The sequence below is a fragment of the Acinetobacter sp. CWB-G5 genome (assembly GCF_019209785.1).
Lineage (GTDB): Bacteria > Pseudomonadota > Gammaproteobacteria > Pseudomonadales > Moraxellaceae > Acinetobacter > Acinetobacter johnsonii.
Genome location: NZ_JAHUTF010000001.1, coordinates 746,170 through 764,634, shown reverse-complemented (window position 1 = coordinate 764,634; position 18,465 = coordinate 746,170). Strand labels below are relative to the sequence as shown.

Sequence of the window (18,465 nt, the reverse complement as noted above, 5' to 3'; positions counted from 1 at the left end):
GGTGATGGTATGACCCATTTCATCCATCCCACGTATGTTTGCGGCTGATGATAAAAGTCAGGCAATAGTTTGAAAATACAAGGAACTGTAATGATTACCATCAAAAAATTAGCAATGCAACTCTGCTTAAGCAGTGCTGTTTTAGCAGCAATGCCATCTGCATTTGCAGTCGAAACTACCCCTGCAACACAACACTATATGGTCAAAAACCTCAATATTGGCGACCTACCTGTTAAAACCATCGTACCCATTACCGCAAAAACGGCTGAACAAGCGATTGCACAAGCCAAAGTGATTGCCAGCAATCCTGATGCAGACTTGGCTGAATTCCGTATCGATTTACTCCAATTTTCTGCGGACACAAAAAAAGTCATCGCACTGGGTCAGCAGTTGAATCAAATTTTAAAAGATAAACCGCTAATTGCCACCATTCGTACCCATAACGAAGGCGGTAAAATGACGGTGTCTGATCAAGACTATGAAAAGATTTATCGTGAATACCTGAAAAAGCCATTTATGCAATTGCTGGATATCGAAATGTTCCGTGATGCAGGCAGTGTGGCGAAATTAACCAAATTAGCACATGAAAAGAACGTGTTGGTGATCATGTCAAATCATGATTTTGTCAAAACCCCCGAACAACAAGAAATTGAAAACCGTCTGCTAAAACAAGATCAGATGGGTGCCGACATTCTAAAAATTGCGGTGATGCCAAAGTCAAAACAAGATGTCTTTACCCTCATGAATGCCACGTTGGCTGTAAGCCAAAAAAGTCAAAAACCACTGCTAACCATGTCGATGGGACAGTTGGGCACGATTTCACGTGTGGCAACTGCCAATATGGGTGGCAGCCTAAGTTTTGGCATGATTGGTGAAGCCTCTGCACCGGGTCAAATTGATGTAACTCAACTCAAACAGTTGCTGAAAACAGTACAACCGACCCCTTAATGCACTGTGTTATTCATCTTCAAGGATAGAAAAGGATTTAAAATATGAAACCATCAACTTTACGTTTGACCACATTGGTTTTGAGTTTAGCGGCATCAGGTTTTGCCAGTGCAGAAACTTATATTGTGGATCGTTATCAGGACGATACTGCAAAAGGCTCACTGCGTTGGGCGATTGAACAATCGAATGCCAATGCTGCACAAGAAAATGAAATTCAAATCCAAGCTGTGGGCAAAGCACCCTATGTAATTAAACTGAATCAAGCTTTACCGCCAATTAAGTCGTCAGTGAAGATCATTGGGACGCAATGGGACAAAACAGGCGAGTTTATCGCAATTGATGGTTCAAACTATATTAAAGGTGAAGGCGCTAAAGCTTGCCCAGGGGCAAACCCTGAACAATATGGTACCAATGTCCGTACTACGACTTTACCGGGTTTAGTTCTGCAAGATGTGAATGGTGTGACCTTAAAAGGTCTCGATATTCATCGGTTCTGTATTGGTGTTTTGGTGAACCGTTCAAGCAATAACTTGATTCAACATAACCGTATCAGTAATAACTACGGTGGCTCAGGCGTGATGTTGACGGGTGATGACGGTAAGGGCAATCCGACCTCGACCACCACCAATAACAACAAAGTCTTGAACAACTTGTTTGTCGATAATGGTGATGGTTTAGAGCTGACGCGTGGCGCGGCATTTAACCTTGTGGCCAACAACTTATTTACTTCAACCAAAGCCAATCCAGAGCCGTCTCAGGGTATTGAAATCCTGTGGGGCAATGACAATACGGTAGTCGGGAACAAATTTGAAAACTACTCTGATGGTTTGCAAATTAACTGGGGTAAGCGCAATTACATCGCTTATAACGAACTGACCAACAATTCGATAGGCTTTAACCTCACAGGTGATGGCAACATTTTTGACAGCAACAAAGTGCATGGTAACCGTCTTGGGATTGCTATACGTTCTGAAAAAGATGCCAATGCCCGCACAACCTTAACCAAAAATTTAATTTGGGACAATGGTAAAGATATTAAACGCTGTGAAGCAGGTGGTTCTTGCATCCCTAATCAGCGTTTAGGTGCCATTGTATTTGCAGTGCCTGCACTTGAACATGCTGGCTTTGTCGGTTCTCGTGGTGGCGGTGTAGTGATTGAAGCAGCAAAACTGCAAAAAACCTGTACACAGCCAAATGAACAGGGCTGTAATGCGATGCCAAACCAAAACATTCAAGCACCACGTTTAAGCTATAGCAAAGGTCAAGTCACCGCTACAGTTCAAGCACAGCCAAATCAACGCTACCAAGTTGAGTTCTTTGCGAATCGTCAAGCGAATGGTCAAGAAGCAGAGCAGTATTTAGGTACTCAAGTGGTGACCACGAATGCACAAGGTCAAGGTCAAGCAATGTGGAAAGTAACAAGTAGTGTGGCCAATGTCACCGCCAATGTGACCGACCGTTTGGGGGCAACTTCTGAACTGAGCCCAGCCGTTCGCATTAAATAATAAAAACCGCATGGAAAGCTCACTTGAGTTGAGCTTTCCTCACAGAAAAGGATGTTTGGTATGCAACAACTATTAAAACTAGGCACATTATCTTTGGCGCTTTTAACTTGCCAATTGGCTTCGGCCAATGAATTTTATTCGGCAGACCGTCAATGGTTATTCGGTGATTGGAACGGTGAACGGAAGCAACTGGAAGATCAAGGTTATAAATTTACAGCATCGATTATGAGCCAAGCAGCCACCAATTTGGCTGGCGGTTATAACGATGACAATAGTTTCGACAATGCCGCGCAGCTCACACTGGGTGCCAATTTTGATTTAAATAAAATTGCAGGTTGGGAAAATACCACAGCCGGCTTAATGATTACCAAACGTGATGGTAACGCCCTAACGCTTGAACGTATTAAAGACCCTCGTGCCAGTACCTTGGGCAACAGCCAAGAAATTTATGGTCGTGGCAAAATTTGGCGCTTAACTCAGGCTTGGATCAAAACAGGATTTGACGACAACCGTGTCCAATTCAAAATTGGTCGTATGGGCATGTCTGATGACTTTAACAGCTCGCAATGTGAGTTTCAGAACTTACTTTTGTGTGGTGGACAGTTAGGTAAGTCCATCGGTTCGATTTGGTATAACTGGCCTGTCAGCTTATGGGGCACCAATGTTAAATACCAATTTGCACCAGACTGGTCACTTGGCGCTGGCGTCTATGAAGTCAACCCAGACAATGTCAAAACAGACTCAGACAGTGATGGCTTTAACCTCGATATGGACAATGTCGAAGGGGCGACCATTCCAGTTGAACTGGCGTGGAAACCAAAACTTGCCACATTTAATGGCTTACCGGGTGAATATAAACTCGGTGCACTGTATTCCACAGCAGAAGCTAAAGATGTGGGTACATCAGGAGAAATCCACGATGGTAAATATAGTTTTTGGTTGAATGCTCAACAACAACTGACTCAACACGGGGCTGATCCGAAGCGCGGTTTATATATCAGTTTCAATGGGGTCATCAATGACCGAGACACGACCGCTGTAGAAAGTACACAACAACTGGCACTTTGGTACAAAGGCCCTTTTGATAGCCGTCCAAATGATTCTATTGGTTTTGGTTTGGCCAACTATGTGGTGAATGACCGTGTGACGGATAAGCAAATCGCCACTAACGAAGGTCGTGGTTATTACAGTTATGACGCGCTTGCCAGCGATTATGTCCCAATTCAACATGACGAACTCAATGTTGAGTTGAACTATACCTATCAGTGGTCACCTGCGGTGATGCTCAGACCCAACCTACAATATATCTATCAACCCTCTGGTGTGAAAGAAGTGGATGATGCTTGGGTGGCGGGTCTTAGCGTCAAGGTGAATTTTTAATCGTATTTAAAGTAAAAGAGTGTTTAAACTGTAAGCAATACTATTGCTGAGCCAGGGGCTGTTGACACTTCATCTATGCTTGCGACAACGAGTATTTTTTAGATGATACTAGGCACGAAATACGCAATTTAGTCATTCTAAATAAGTGGTTCGCAACAACGTAGCATCAAAAAATACTCTAGTCCTAAAAGGTTGTGGCTAAAATCTTCACAGACATCGTTATGAAACTTGAAAATAGTCTCCCACTATTGTCATCGCTCCATGCCTTGCCTGCTCAATTTTAGCCTACAACGCAAGCCATTTATGAAATATCAACAGCCCCTAAACACTCTTTTTTCATTGTTGAAGCAAGTTAATTGTGGATGCTCAAAGTTTGGATGTGGTGTGAATGATGCTCAAAACAAAGTAGGCGAGATCATTTAAAACACAGCATTTGGAGTAAAAAGTATGTCCGAAGCACAATCTCAACCCATATTTAAAATATGGTGCTTTATATTAGGCTTAGCTTTATTGCTGACTGGCTTATTTTATTTAATCGGTGGTGGAAAACTGATTAGTCTAGGTGGTTCATGGTACTTCCTCATTGCAGGTTTATTGACCACCATTTCTGCAATATTTATTTTTAGAAAAAAAGCACTGGGTGTCTGGATTTTTACACTGGTTTTTCTTGGAACCGTGGTTTGGGCACTGTTTGATGCAGGTTGGGATTTTTGGGCACTCCATTCACGGTTAATGTTTCCGGCGGGTTTATTTGCCGCACTGTGTTTTACCTTGCCTGCTATTCGTAAGTACCAATTTCAAATTGCGCCTTCAGCACCCGCTTATGCCTTAGGTAGTTTAACGGTGTTAGGTATGCTCGGTGGTTTGTATGGCATGTTTATTCCACATCCAACGGTAAAAGCCAGTGGTGAAGAATTACCCCTAGTGCCTGTAACAGCTCAAACCCAACAAGTGAATTGGTCGCACTATGGTAATGATGCCGGTGGTAGTCGTTTTGCTGCGTTGGATCAGATCAACCGAAATAATGTATCTAAGTTAAAGGAAGCATGGCGCTTTCAAACAGGCGATATGACCACAGGTACGGGTAATGGTGCAGAAGACCAGCTCACCCCTTTACAGGTGGGCGATAAAGTCTTTTTATGTACACCGCATAACAACATCATTGCTTTAGATGCAGATACAGGTAAACAAGTCTGGAAGGCTGAAGTGAACTCTAAAGCGGATGCTTGGGAGCGTTGCCGTGGTGTGAGTTACTTTGACTCGACTCAAGCCTTGGTACAACCGACTTTAGCCGGTGCAAGTGCGGTGACAGCGGTGGCAAACAATACCGCATGTCCACGTCGTGTTTATACCAATACACCTGACGGTCGTTTAATTGCAGTCAATGCCGATACAGGCGAACGCTGTAAAGACTTTGGTGTCGATGGAACGGTGAACTTACTGGAGGGTCTAGGTGCGGGCACGCAAGCGCCTCGTTTTGAAGTGACTTCGGCGCCAACCATTGCAGGCACCAGTATCATCGTTGGAAGTCGTATTGCTGATAACTTTGCAGCGGATATGCCGGGTGGTGTGATTCGTGCTTATGATGTGATTACTGGGCAGCTACGCTGGGCTTTTGATCCACGTAACCCAAATCCAAATTATGTCCTCAAACCGGGTGAAATCTACAAACGTAGTTCAGCTAACTCTTGGGCTGCAATGTCCTACGACCCGCAAATGAACACGGTGTTTTTACCGATGGGAAGTTCATCGGTCGATGTCTGGGGTGGAAACCGTCAACCTGTCGATCATAAGTACAATTCTTCCGTTTTGGCTTTAGATGCAACCACAGGTAAAGAAAAGTGGGTTTATCAAACTGTTCATAATGACCTTTGGGACTTCGATTTACCTATGCAGCCAAGCTTGGTCGATTTTCCGATGCAAAATGGGCAAACCAAACCTGCTGTCGTCATTGGCACCAAGTCAGGGCAGTTCTTTGTACTCGACCGTGTTACGGGTCAGCCATTGACTAAAGTCATTGAACAGCCTGTAAAAGCTGCAGATATTCCTGATGAGCAATACAGCGCAACTCAGCCACGTTCAGTTGAAATGCCACAGATTGGCAATCAAACTTTGACTGAATCGGACATGTGGGGCGCAACGCCATTTGACCAGTTGATGTGTCGCATTAACTTTAAATCCATGCGTTATGACGGTCTCTTTACCGCACCGGGTTCTGATATATCTTTAAGTTTCCCGGGATCACTGGGTGGGATGAACTGGGGCAGTATCGCATTTGACCCAACGCATCGTTATATGTTTGTCAACGACATGCGCCTAGGTCTGTGGATTCAGCTGATTAAACAAACGCCTGAAGACTTAAAACTTGAAGCCAGTGGTGGAGAGAAGGTCAACACAGGTATGGGCGCAGTGCCAATGAAAGGTACACCGTATAAAGTGAATAAAAACCGCTTTATGTCGGTATTGGGTATTCCATGCCAAAAACCACCTTTCGGAACCATGACGGCGATTGATATGAAAACCCGTCAAGTGGCTTGGCAGGTGCCTTTAGGTACGGTTGAAGATACGGGTCCAATGGGTATTAAAATGGGCTTAAAAGCGCCGATTGGTATGCCAACCATTGGTGGTCCAATGGCGACGCAAGGTGGTTTAGTGTTCTTTGCTGCAACACAAGACTTCTACTTGCGCGCCTTCAATTCATCTAATGGTGAAGAATTATGGAAAGCGCGTTTACCCGTAGGTAGTCAAGGGACACCGATGAGCTACATTTCTCCAAAAACAGGCAAGCAATATGTGGTCATTTCCGCAGGTGGGGCACGTCAGTCACCTGATCATGGTGATTATGTGGTTGCGTATAGCTTAGCCGATTAAAACGTTTTATTGTATGGGAAACCTGTCGAGATGATAGGCTTCCCATTTTTATGGTAATAACAAGCAAGGAAATATTGTGCGATTAACTTATTTGATGCCTGCGCCTTTTAAACAAGCCTTATTGACTGCGGTTATTTTACAATCTATGCATGCTTATGCAGAAACGACAGAATATCAGCTTCCTGTGATCACTGTCCAAGCGGTACATACCGATAGCGAGTTGTTATCGACTTCTGCATCCATTCAAAAAGTCCAAGCGGCTACAGTGCAAAACAATGCCAATGTGAACCTATCGGAAGTTTTACAAGGGGTTGCAGGCTTACAAATTAATAACCGTGAAAACTATGCGCAAGACTTACAGATTTCGATGCGTGGCTTTGGCGCTCGTTCGACTTTTGGCGTGCGTGGCATTCGGATGTATGTCGATGGTATTCCTGCGACCATGCCTGATGGTCAAGGGCAAAGTTCCAATATTGACCTCAATAGTTTAGATCACATCGAAGTACTGACAGGGCCATTTTCATCTTTATATGGTAACTCATCAGGGGGAACCATTTTAGCTGAGAGCAAAGAAGGGCAAGGGAAAGACTCAATCCAAGTGGGACTCAATGCTGGCAGCCACCATAAGCAACAAGCCAATATCCAATTACAAGGGGGTTCTGAACAGGCCAATCAACCCGCTTATGTGATTAGTTCCTCTTATTTTGATACCGATGGTTTTCGAGACCATAGTGCAGCACAAAAAGTACTGAATAATGCCAAACTGACATGGAACTTAGAGGATGGCAGTAAAATCAACTGGGTGATGAACCGTGTCGATATTGATGCCGACGACCCACAAGGCCTTAGTCGTGAGCAGTGGAAAGCTAATCCGAAACAAGTGAATGACAGCAACAATATCTACAATGTGCGTAAAGAAATTGAACAAACCCAAACTGGGCTGACATGGACGAAGCCATTAAATGACCAGCAAGAGTTGTATAGCATGTTCTATTTGGGCAACCGACAAGTCGTACAATATCAGTCGATTCCTAAGGGGCCACAAGAGAATGATCGCCATGCAGGTGGCGTGATTGATTTTGACCGAGATTACTATGGTGCAGACTTCCGTTGGACAGGAAAAGCACTTTTGCCGAATACAACTTTGGTTGCTGGTGTGGCTTTAGACCGGATGGTTGAAGACCGTAAAGGCTATAAAAATTATGATAATAAAAGCAACTTTGGCGTGAAAGGTGATTTACGCCGTAATGAAAATAATACCCTGTGGAATTTAGATCCATATGTGCAGGCCTCATGGCAGTTCTTACCCACGTGGCATCTTGATACAGGCTTACGCTATAGCAATGTGCATTATGAGTCAGATGATCATTACATCATTGATAAAAATGGTGATGACAGTGGTTCAACGGATTATCAAAAATTATTACCTTCTGTGGCTTTAGGCTGGGAAATTTTACCTGAACTTTATGCCTATGCCAGTTATGGCAAAGGCTTTGAAACGCCAACCTTTACCGAAATGGCTTATAACACTGATCCTACGAAATCGGGTATGAATTTTGCGTTAAAAGCAGCAAGTAGTGATAACTATGAGCTGGGTCTAAAGTCGCAGAATCCATTCGGGCTCCTCACTTTTGCTGTTTTCCAGACAGATACAGAAAACGATATAGTGACAGCGGGAACACGTGATGGTCGTGCGACTTTTCGTAATGCAGATCAAACCACGCGACAAGGGTTAGAGCTTTCATGGCAACAAACGATTTGGAAAGAGCTCAACATTCAATCTAGCTTTAGTTATATTGATGCTGAATTTGATAGTTATACAGCAGAAATAGCGAATCCAAATAACCCAACTACTCCATATGCGAAAGCCATTAATAAAGGAAATAAGATTCCCGGAATTGCCAAAAATCAAGTGTTTACCCGTATTGCATGGCAACCAGAGCAGGGCTTTCAAGCCGGCTTAGAAGCACGCTATATGGATAAAATTTATGTCGATGATATCAACTCAGATACTGCACCAAGTTATACCATTGTGGCTGCAAATGTCGGCTATTTATGGGTAAACCGTGACTGGAAAGTAAACAGCTATGCTCGAGTCGATAACCTGTTTGACCGTAACTATGTTGGCTCAGTAATTGTGAATGACGGCAATAGTCGCTTCTTTGAACCTGCCGATGGTAGAAACTTTAGCGTTGGCATGAGTGTGACCAAAGCCTTTTAATGGAAATAGTTTGGCTAGGCAAATAGTGCTGCTTAGCCAAACCAGATGAATCGCGCCATACGACTGCAAAAGACGCTTTTGTATGGGCGCTTAATCTGTTTATGAATTGCTTTGATATTCCTGAATCACTTCCAGTGCAGCACGGAACGCCTCTTGAGTCGCAGGTGCGCCGCAATAAGGCAAACTGTGCAAAAGGACTTCTTGAATTTCTTCAACCGTTGCACCGTTATTCAACGCACCACGAACATGGCCTTTCAGTTCCGTTGGACTCTTTTGTGCCGTCAAAAATGCAATGGTAATTAAAGAGCGATATTTACGTGGTAAAACACCTTCACGTTGCCATGTTGAGCCCCAAGCATGTTCATTAATCCAGTCCTGCAAAGGTTGGGTGAAAGGTACAGTATTGTCTTGAGCACGTTTAACAAAAGATTCGCCCATGACTTCTGTGCGAACTTTTAAACCATTTTCATAATCTTGTTGTGACATGGGAACCTCTGAATGTGGAATACAAATATAGTAGCCGAGCAGCTTGGTTTTTCATCAGCTATTTGGGTTAAAAAGATGTGCGCGGGAGTCATCCTTCAATATATTTGGGAGTATAGAAATACTCTTGATCAAGGTAATGATGGTTTTTATGTCTGATTTAAAGGCTATAAAAATGCATATTGGTAACTGAAAACCTTTTTGATTGAGCCCAATAAGAAAGCAGCCGAAGCTGCTTTGAATGATGCTGTTTTGTACTTAAGCGGCTTTAAAGTCATTGATGATAAGTTCTAATCCAGTCGCTTTCTGGATTTGTTCTAGGCTCACATCGCTTGCCAGTTCAACTAGTTTCACACCTTCAGCAGTGATATCCATAACGCCTAAGTCAGTAATCATACGGCTGACGACAGCTTTGCCTGTGAGTGGTAGGGTACATTGAGGCACAATTTTTGGCGTGCCATCTTTGGCGCAGTGTTCCATGAGCACCACGACTTTTTGTACACCAGAAACCAAGTCCATAGCACCGCCCATGCCTTTGACTTTTTTACCCGGAATCATCCAGTTTGCCAAGTCACCCGTTTCAGAGACTTCCATTGCACCTAAAATAGCAATATTGACATGTCCACCCCGAATCATGGCAAAAGATTCTGAGCTTGAGAAAAATGCAGCCCCTTTACGTGCGGTGACAGTTTGTTTTCCTGCATTAATCAAGTCTGCATCGACGGCATCACGGGTTGGAAATTCATCAATGCCGAGTAAGCCATTTTCTGACTGTAACCAAACATTGATCCCTTCTGGCAGATAATTGGCCACTAAAGTCGGTAAGCCAATACCTAAGTTGACATAAAAACCATCTTCGAGTTCAAGGGCAGCACGCTGCGCCATTTCATTACGTGTCCAAGCCATGATTAAGCTTCCTCTGCTTTAATGGTCAGTTGTTCGATCTGCTTTGTAGGGGTGGCGTTCAGTACCACACGGTTAATGTAGATACCCGGTAAATGGATGTCATCTGGATCGATTTCACCAATTTCAACCACTTGTTCGACTTCGGCAATGGTGAATTTGCCTGCCATGGCACAGTCAGGGTTAAAGTTACGTGCTGTTTTACGGAATACCAAGTTGCCGGCTTTATCGGCTTTGTAGGCTTTCACTAAAGCAATGTCCGCAGTAAGGGACATTTCTAAAATATGCGGACGACCATGAAAGTCACGGACTTCTTTACCTTCGGCAATGAGAGTGCCTACACCTGTTTGGGTGAAAAATGCAGGAATACCTGCGCCGCCTGAACGTAGTTTCTCTGCGAGTGTACCTTGTGGGGTAAGTTCAACTTCAAGTTCACCATTGAGATACTGACGCTCAAACTCTTTGTTTTCACCGACATAAGAGGCAATCATTTTTTTAATTTGTTTGGTTTCTAATAATTTACCTAAACCAAAGCCATCTACACCCGCATTATTTGAAATACAGGTTAAACCTGTAACACCTGTATCTTTTAAGGCATCAATTAATGCTTCTGGAATACCACAGAGGCCGAAACCACCCACAGCAATAGTTTGATTATTGGCAACTACATCAGCCAATGCTTCGGCTGCATTTGCGACGACTTTATTCATCTTTTATTTCCTGATCTTCCTTGCTTGTTATTTTTTTAGCATTGCGCTGCACTTTTTAGAAATTGAATCTTTCTAATGTATAATAAGAAAAACTCATTAATGCAGAATGTTTACGAAGAAAAATAAATAAAAGAAGAGTCAAAGCATGTGTGAAAGCTATGCAAATAATCATAGGCTTATTCTGAGCTATTAAGGTTTAGCTTCAGTTTCGCTTAGTCAAGGAGGGAGAACTTAGCTTAGAAATGATGCCAAAGTGTGGTTTCAATAAATTGAGACGACATGTTAGACAGTTCATAATCTTTTTTATAAATAATGCCCACCGCGAGCTGCGCTTGATTGTCCTCAATTTCAACCAACACATTTTTTTCAAGGTCGATGAATTTTTGGAAATGCCGTGGAATAGCACTGACGCCCATACCATAGGCAACAAAGTGTGAAAGGGAACTGATTTGGTGGCATTCGACTTTTAAGTCCAACACCACTTGATGCGCAGCACAATGTTCCTCAATCACATGCCGAATAATTGAGGGGTTTTGTAAGGTCACAAATGGACAAGAGCAGAGTTCAAGCCATGTCACGCTTTTCTGCTTGGCTAAGACGTGGTGTTTGGGCAAGAGAGCTAAAAAGTCTTCATTGAATATAGGCTGAAAAATCAGTTGGTCATTGGCCTTGGGTTCAAAACAAATACCAATCTCAAAAATGCCTTCTTGAACCTTTTCAATGATTTTTTCATTGGTGATGTCATGGATTGAAAAACTGATGTTGGGGTGCTGCTGTGCAAAATCATGCATCACTTCGGGGAGTACCGCATGAGTGGCGAAGGGCATTGAGGCAATATTTAAAGTGCCACGGTTGAGTTTAAAGCGCTGTTTGACATCTTTTTCCATATCCTCCCAGTTGGCCAAGAGCTTTTTGGCATAGGGAATGAGGGACTGACCTTCAAGGGTGATTTCTACCCGACGTGTGTTGCGTTTAAACAGTTTTCCACCGAGTTCTTCTTCTAATGTTTTAATGCTTAAGCTGAGAGCGGATTGGCTCAGACACAGTTCATTGGCTGCATTGGCATAATTAAGCGTACGTGCAAGGACCAAAAAGGCTTTTAATTGTTTGAGTGTCATGAGCTTCCCTGAGCAATGATGCAACACGATGTTGAATGAAAATGAACGTGTTGTTCTCAAATGGTTTACATAAAAAATACAACAGACGGTCAAAACAGATCAAGTGATGGAAGTGGATGTCATTTTTATCAAGTCGTCAAAGAAGTATAAGTCGAAGAGCATGATAGTGTGTAAAAATATGTTTTAACTGAATGAAAAATATAAAAAATAGTCATTTCGTGCGATTGTGAAATTTTACCTTTAACTTGATGCAATTAGTTTTATCAGTCTTACTAGGGCTTGGATATTAATCAATTTTTCTTCTTACTCAATGATTATTTTCAAACAATGCATGGGTTTATATGCATTATAGTCTGCCCCATAAGCTGAAATATTAATGCTCTGATGGATAAATATAGTACATAGATCAGAGTGCAAATAGACATCTCGTCATGAGGGAAATAGACGGTCTATGAATGCGTATTCGGTCTTTCCGCACAGGCTGATTGCACTGTGACTCAACTAGATTTGACATCATTCGCCATTAATATCACAGCACATCAAGACATATTTTCTTTAAGGATGGAGTAAAAAATATGTGGGATTTGGGTGTAATTTTATTGTCTCTTGGGCTACTGATGTATACAGCCTACAGGGGTTTTTCTGTCATTCTTATGGCACCAATTTGTGCCTTGTTAGCGGTTTTACTGATTAACCCCGCTAACGTTTTGCCTTTTTATTCAGGCGTATTTATGCCCAAAATGGTTGGGTTTATTAAAGATTATTTCTTGGTGTTTTTACTCGGTGCCATTTTCGGTAAAGTGGTTGAAATGTCAGGGATTGCAGAATCCATTGCCAAAACCATTGTGAACCTGATTGGTTCTAAAAATGCGATGTTAACTGTTGTACTTTTAGGGGCGATTTTAACCTATAGCGGCGTCAGTCTCTTTGTGGTGGTCTTTGCAGTTTATCCATTTGCAAATCAACTCTTTAGACAAGCCAACATTCCAAAGCGTTTGATTCCGGGAACCATTGCCCTTGGTGCATTTACCTTTACCATGGATGCCTTGCCGGGAACCCCGCAAATTCAAAACGTTATTCCGACGACCTTTTTTGGTACAGATATTTATGCAGCGCCTTTTCTTGGTTTGATTGGTGGTGTATTTGTTCTAGCAACGGGCCTGAGCTATTTGGAATGGCGTCGCCGTGTAGCTGCTCGAAATGGCGATGGTTATGCCACAGGTATTGAGCTGACTGAAGCCGAGCAACAACAACTGAAGCAAAACTTAGATACAACCTCGAATGGTTCTACCGTACGTCAATGGTTGGCTTTTGTACCTCTTATTTTAGTTGCTGTGACCAATAAGTATTTATCCACTGCAATTAAAGAATGGTATCCAAACGGTTTTGATTTCAATGCCATTGGACTTGCAGCTTACACTGTCGATGTTGCCAAAACTTCTGCCATTTGGGCCGTGGGTTTAGCCTTAATTGTGGGCATTATCGCGGCCATTTCATTTGACTTCCGCCGTGTCTATACGGGCTTCAAAGATGGTGTCAATGCCAGTATTGGCGGATCTTTACTTGCCGTGATGAATACCGCATCTGAATATGGTTTTGGTGCGATTATTGCGGCCTTACCGGGCTTTGCGATTATTAGTCATGCATTGGGCAATACTTTTACCAATCCACTGGTCAATGGTGCGGTTACCACGACAGTCTTAGCGGGTGTGACGGGTTCAGCCTCTGGCGGTATGAGTATCGCTTTAAGTGCGATGGCTGATCAGTACAATGCTGCGATTTTAGCCATGGGAATTCCACCTGAAGTCATGCACCGTATTGTTGCGATGGCATCAGGCGGTATGGATACCTTACCGCATAACGGCGCCGTGATTACCTTGCTTGCTGTGACAGGTTTAACCCATAAACAATCGTATAAAGACATTTTTGCCATCACCATTATTAAAACCATCGCGGTATTTGTTGCTATTGCTGCCTTTACTTGGTTTGGTATTGTTTAAGACTTTGGAATGAAAAAAGAAGACAACGGAGTACATCATGAGTCAACTGTTAAAAGATAAAGTTGCATTTATTACCGGTTCAGCCAGTGGTATTGGACATGAAATTGCAAAGAAATTTGCCAGTGAAGGTGCAAAAGTTGTCATTTCTGATATGAATGCAGAGAAGTGTGCTGAAACGGTGGCGGCACTTCAAAAGCAAGGCTTTGAAGCATTGTCTGCGCCTTGCGATGTGACCGATGAAGAGGAATATAAAACAGCGATTGAACTGACTCAGAAAACCTATGGGCGGTTGGACATCCTCATCAATAATGCGGGTTTTCAGCATGTTGCAGTGATTGAAGACTTTCCAACTGCAGTCTATCAAAAGCTGATTAATGTCATGTTGGTGGGGTCGTTCATTGGCATTAAGTACGCATTTCCAATCATGAAAGCGCAGCAGTTTGGTCGTGTGATTAATATGGCTTCGATTAATGGATTAATTGGATTTGCTGGCAAGGCTGGTTACAACAGTGCTAAGCATGGTGTGATTGGTTTGACCAAGGTTGCGGCTTTAGAGTGTGCACGCGATGGCATCACCGTGAATGCTCTGTGTCCAGGCTATGTCGACACGCCGTTGGTACGTGGTCAAATTCATGACTTGGCTAAAACCCGAAATGTCAGTGAGCAAAGTGCATTAGAAGATGTGATTTTGGCGATGGTGCCGCAAAAACGCTTATTGAGTGTAGAAGAAATTGCGGATTATGCAATCTTCCTTGCCAGTGATAAGGCGGGCGGTGTAACTGGTCAAGCCGTGGTGATGGACGGGGGTTATACCGCGCAATAACTTAGCTCAGCACACGTTTAAAAACTGAAAGCCTCGGATGTTCGTATCTGGGGCTTTTTTTATAGCGATAGATTTTGCAGAAAGACCTAGATTTAAATAGTAGTGAGCTTAGTGAATGCGTCAGTACATATAGAGTTATAGACTAAAGATTTTCAAATCCTTTCTCTTTTTCTGATTTATAGTTCAATGTTTAAACGTCTAGGATGGAAGATTTAATGTAGATCAATTAAATCAATAGATTAACGGTAAAATAGATGCATAACGATGATACAAATGAGCCTCAGAAATCACAAAATCAATAGGTACGGAAAACTCTCAGCACGTTATTCATTTGCTGATTCGGTATAAAAAACTAAATTTTAATAAAAATAATCAGTTTTAAATCAATAAAAAAAGATGGTTTTTATTTTTATCTTATTGAATGGATTATTCTTTTACTAAAGAGCGTTGCAACTTACAGCTTCTGCCACACTTGATTTTCATCATCAAAAGACACCGTAAAATTAAAACGAGAATCTGCCGTTACCAAGTAACCTGTAGGTGTTTTCATGAGAACTTTGAGCACAGTGCCTTCTTCAAAGTTAATGGGTGGAAAGTCTTCTTTTGTCAGTGTGAGTGGTTTGATCAGTTCAAGTACAAGGGTTTCCATGTCATAGATCCAATAGTTTTTAATGAAAAGATAGTAGCATGAAGTCATTTTAAAATGTGCAAACTTCATTCTTTTATACATAAAATCAACAAGTAATCGTATGGTTGTCAGAGAAATACCGTCATTGCACTCGCTTTAAATCCTAAGCAATTTTTTAGTTTGAAACCCAAAAATTGTAAGCAATAAAATATTATTTTAAATCTGGGGCAAAGCCCGTTCGTATTTTCATAAGTTATTGAATTAATTTATTTTGATTGTGATGTGACTGATCAAGTCGGAAAATAATGTCCTGAGCTCTTGTGAAGGGGCATACAAATCAAATAACGTATAACCCAATAAGGATAAGTAAAGTGTACAAACTTGCTGTAATGCGATTGTACTAAATTAAGAAATAAGGATTAGTATGCACGGATTGCATACCTGAAACATAAAAGGGATATATATCGTTCATGTTTAAGTCATTTTTCCCAAACCCTAGATGGTTCTTCATTTCGGTATTACTTTGGTCAGTGATCAATGTCGTACTGTGGTACACAGGGGGAAATACATGGGGAAGCGCCATAGGTTGGCCGCAAGGATATGCAACGGCTGAATTAGCTATTGGGGTAAGCCGTTTTTGGTCTCCGTCTTTTCTGTGGTTCTATCTCTGGTTTTTTATAGCGACAACACTCTTTGCCTTATTTTGGCGTTTTGTCTCAGACAATAAATGGCAACGCTGGTCGATTTTGGGGTCCGCATTTATTCTGTTTAACATCTGGTTTGGTGTACAGGTCAGTGTTGTTGTAAATGCTTGGTATAACCCTTTTTATGACTTGATCCAAGAAATGTTGAGTAATGGGGGCGGTGATGTGAACCAACTTTATAAAGGTATTTTAACTTTTATTTATGTTGCGATGGTTTACGTTACATTTGCTGTTATAAATTTATTTTTTGTGAGCCATTATGTGTTCCGTTGGCGCACTGCGATGAATGACTATTACACTTCAAATTGGAATAAGTTAAGGCACATTGAAGGGGCATCGCAACGTATTCAAGAAGATACCATGCGCTTTGCAAGAACTTTAGAAGGTTTAGGGGTCAGCTTGATTGAAGCGTTAATGACGTTGATTGCCTTTTTGCCAGTGTTGTTTAGTCTGTCGAGCCATGTAAAGGCAATTCCAATTGTGGGGGCTATTCCATATGCTTTGGTTTGGGCTGCTATAAGTTGGGCTTTATTAGGAACACTCATTTTAGTGTTGGTTGGTTATAAATTACCTGGTTTGGAATTTAATAATCAAAAAGTCGAAGCAGCCTATCGTAAAGAGTTGGTGTATGGAGAAGACCATGCAGACCGTGCTCAACCTGCCACGCTGAAACAATTATTCAGTGGTGTACGTAAAAACTATTTCAGACTGTATTTTCATTATGCATATTTTAATTTAGTACGAATATGGTATATGCAGTTAGATAATATTTATGGACTATTTGTCCTTTTCCCTAGTATTGCAGCAGGGCTAGTGACTTTAGGTTTACTCACACAGATTTTGAATGTTTTTGGCAAAGTTAGGGAGTCATTTCAATATTTGATTGCATCATGGCCAACCATTATCGAACTGCTCTCAATTTATAAACGTCTGAAAGCTTTTGAATCGACTTTGGATGACTAAATATTTTTGATGTATCTCACCTGCCTTTCACGGCAGGTTTTTTATGTGCTCAAGCATCGTTTTGTCTGTAACTTTTGTTGTATGGGTCAAACTAAATTTATGAAATGTTGTTGAGGTTGTCATAAAACAAAGCAAAATGATGTGTGTGTCAAGCTAAAATAAATAATAAAAACAGTTATTTAAGTTTGTTATTTTAGGAGCTTTCCGCTAATGTTTTTATGCGGGTGTTTAAGAGTAAAGTCGTAGTGAATTATAAAATTTTATGTGTATTTGGGGTTTTGGGGAGTGTGTTACAGGGCTGTACCAGTCTGGGAAATGTAGCACAAACAGCTTTTACAAATATTGCATCACCACAAGAATTAATCGTAGAACGAAAAATTAATGATAGCGATAAAAACAGCAAAGAATACGTGTATCACACGGTAGGCGTAAAAAATGAAAAAGATATCGAGGCGCTATATCCACGCAGCATGTTCAGTCAGTATTGCCAAGCACATGGTGGCCGTTTTAGTCAGACACAAAAAAGTAGTTTCAGTTTAGTGAAAGATCCGTGGGCGAAAAAATTACTTCGCACCTATAACAGTTTAAAACAGGGCACGGGTACTTTTCGTTGCCAGCTCAATAATGGTGAACAGTGGCTGGTGAGTATTGAAGCCTTGTCTGAACGTAAACTGCCTAACTCAAATGATACTCGTGTGGTTAATCTACAAAACAAAGTACTGACTGAGCCAGCACCACGGAGTATGGGACCTATTACGCCAAGCAAAAAAGCGGTGACGAAGGCGCCCGCGACCAAGGCAGAAGTGAAGAAAGAGGAAGAAAGCAAAAAAGAAGTAGAGCCTAAAAAAGAAAATAAAGTGGAAGTACCACCTAAAGTCGCCAAAGCTGTAGAAACACCGCAGCAGCAACAGGCCAAACTGTATGTGGCTGCACGCCGTGATATTAACAGTGGGCGCAACCAAGTCGCTGCCTGTAACAGTGCACAACGCGCATATAACTATGGTCGTTTGCCGGGGTCGGATGCCTCAAATGTCTATACCGAATCGGGCATATTAGTTGCACGTTGTTTAACGGGTATTCCAAGTTATAGCAGTCGTTTTTCCAACCCTAAAGGGCAGGCAAAATATGTTTTGCAGAACTTAGCCAAAAACCATAACCACACAGGTGCTAAAAATATGCTCAAGCAAATGAAGTAAGATTTTTGGATG

The 18,465-nt window shown here is 42.0% G+C and carries 14 protein-coding genes; 9 read left to right on the top strand and 5 right to left on the bottom strand.

The features are described from left to right. The first annotated feature begins 90 nt into the window (after positions 1-90). The 5 genes from aroD to KVY11_RS03680 all read left to right on the top strand — a co-directional run bounded on the left by aroD (position 91) and on the right by KVY11_RS03680 (position 8,925). Positions 91-948, top strand: a complete 858-nt coding sequence (gene aroD, locus KVY11_RS03700; RefSeq protein ID WP_218288136.1) for a type I 3-dehydroquinate dehydratase — start codon at positions 91-93, stop codon at positions 946-948. A gap of 44 nt (positions 949-992) precedes the next feature. After that, positions 993-2,453 carry a NosD domain-containing protein gene (locus KVY11_RS03695; RefSeq protein ID WP_218288135.1) on the top strand — a complete coding sequence of 487 codons (1,461 nt, stop codon included), beginning with the start codon at positions 993-995 and terminating at the stop codon, positions 2,451-2,453. Positions 2,454-2,513: 60 nt separating this feature from the next. After that, complete coding sequence (locus tag KVY11_RS03690; RefSeq protein ID WP_218288134.1) at positions 2,514-3,833, top strand: carbohydrate porin; 1,320 nt, start codon at positions 2,514-2,516, stop codon at positions 3,831-3,833. A 447-nt stretch (positions 3,834-4,280) separates the two neighbouring features. Further along, positions 4,281-6,704, top strand: coding sequence for a glucose/quinate/shikimate family membrane-bound PQQ-dependent dehydrogenase (locus KVY11_RS03685; protein ID WP_218288133.1), 2,424 nt, complete (start codon positions 4,281-4,283; stop codon positions 6,702-6,704). A gap of 94 nt (positions 6,705-6,798) precedes the next feature. Continuing rightward, entirely contained in the window at positions 6,799-8,925 is a 2,127-nt protein-coding gene (locus KVY11_RS03680; protein ID WP_218288208.1) for a TonB-dependent receptor, read from the top strand. Positions 8,926-9,024: 99 nt separating this feature from the next. On the opposite strand, the gene KVY11_RS03675 is transcribed toward KVY11_RS03680, so the two are convergent. From KVY11_RS03675 to KVY11_RS03660, 4 genes are all read right to left on the bottom strand, one after another. After that, positions 9,025-9,411: a carboxymuconolactone decarboxylase family protein gene (locus KVY11_RS03675; RefSeq protein WP_004981378.1), complete on the bottom strand. Its 387-nt coding sequence runs from the start codon at positions 9,409-9,411 to the stop codon at positions 9,025-9,027. A 255-nt stretch (positions 9,412-9,666) separates the two neighbouring features. Further along, a complete protein-coding gene (locus KVY11_RS03670) occupies positions 9,667-10,314 on the bottom strand; it encodes a CoA transferase subunit B (protein ID WP_218288132.1) in 648 nt (215 codons plus the stop codon). A gap of 2 nt (positions 10,315-10,316) precedes the next feature. After that, positions 10,317-11,021 (bottom strand): CoA transferase subunit A, encoded by a 705-nt coding sequence (locus KVY11_RS03665; protein WP_218288131.1) that lies wholly within the window; start codon positions 11,019-11,021, stop codon positions 10,317-10,319. Positions 11,022-11,257: 236 nt separating this feature from the next. Continuing rightward, on the bottom strand, positions 11,258-12,139 hold the full coding sequence (locus KVY11_RS03660; RefSeq protein WP_218288130.1) for a LysR family transcriptional regulator: 882 nt from the start codon (positions 12,137-12,139) through the stop codon (positions 11,258-11,260). Positions 12,140-12,714: 575 nt separating this feature from the next. Here KVY11_RS03660 and KVY11_RS03655 point away from each other — a divergent pair. Together KVY11_RS03655 and KVY11_RS03650 are read left to right on the top strand one after the other, a co-directional pair. Next, entirely contained in the window at positions 12,715-14,139 is a 1,425-nt protein-coding gene (locus KVY11_RS03655; RefSeq protein ID WP_218288129.1) for a GntP family permease, read from the top strand. Positions 14,140-14,176: 37 nt separating this feature from the next. Further along, positions 14,177-14,962 carry a 3-hydroxybutyrate dehydrogenase gene (locus KVY11_RS03650; RefSeq protein ID WP_218288128.1) on the top strand — a complete coding sequence of 262 codons (786 nt, stop codon included), beginning with the start codon at positions 14,177-14,179 and terminating at the stop codon, positions 14,960-14,962. Positions 14,963-15,416: 454 nt separating this feature from the next. Here the strand turns inward: KVY11_RS03650 and KVY11_RS03645 are convergent, their stop codons facing one another. Beyond that, positions 15,417-15,611 (bottom strand): hypothetical protein, encoded by a 195-nt coding sequence (locus KVY11_RS03645; RefSeq protein WP_004694700.1) that lies wholly within the window; start codon positions 15,609-15,611, stop codon positions 15,417-15,419. A gap of 449 nt (positions 15,612-16,060) precedes the next feature. Here KVY11_RS03645 and sbmA point away from each other — a divergent pair, with 449 nt between their 5' ends. Then, on the top strand, positions 16,061-17,257 hold the full coding sequence (gene sbmA, locus KVY11_RS03640; protein ID WP_218288127.1) for a peptide antibiotic transporter SbmA: 1,197 nt from the start codon (positions 16,061-16,063) through the stop codon (positions 17,255-17,257). 245 nt (positions 17,258-17,502) lie between these two features. Continuing rightward, on the top strand, positions 17,503-18,453 hold the full coding sequence (locus KVY11_RS03635) for a hypothetical protein (RefSeq protein ID WP_218288126.1): 951 nt from the start codon (positions 17,503-17,505) through the stop codon (positions 18,451-18,453). Positions 18,454-18,465: the final 12 nt, after the last annotated feature.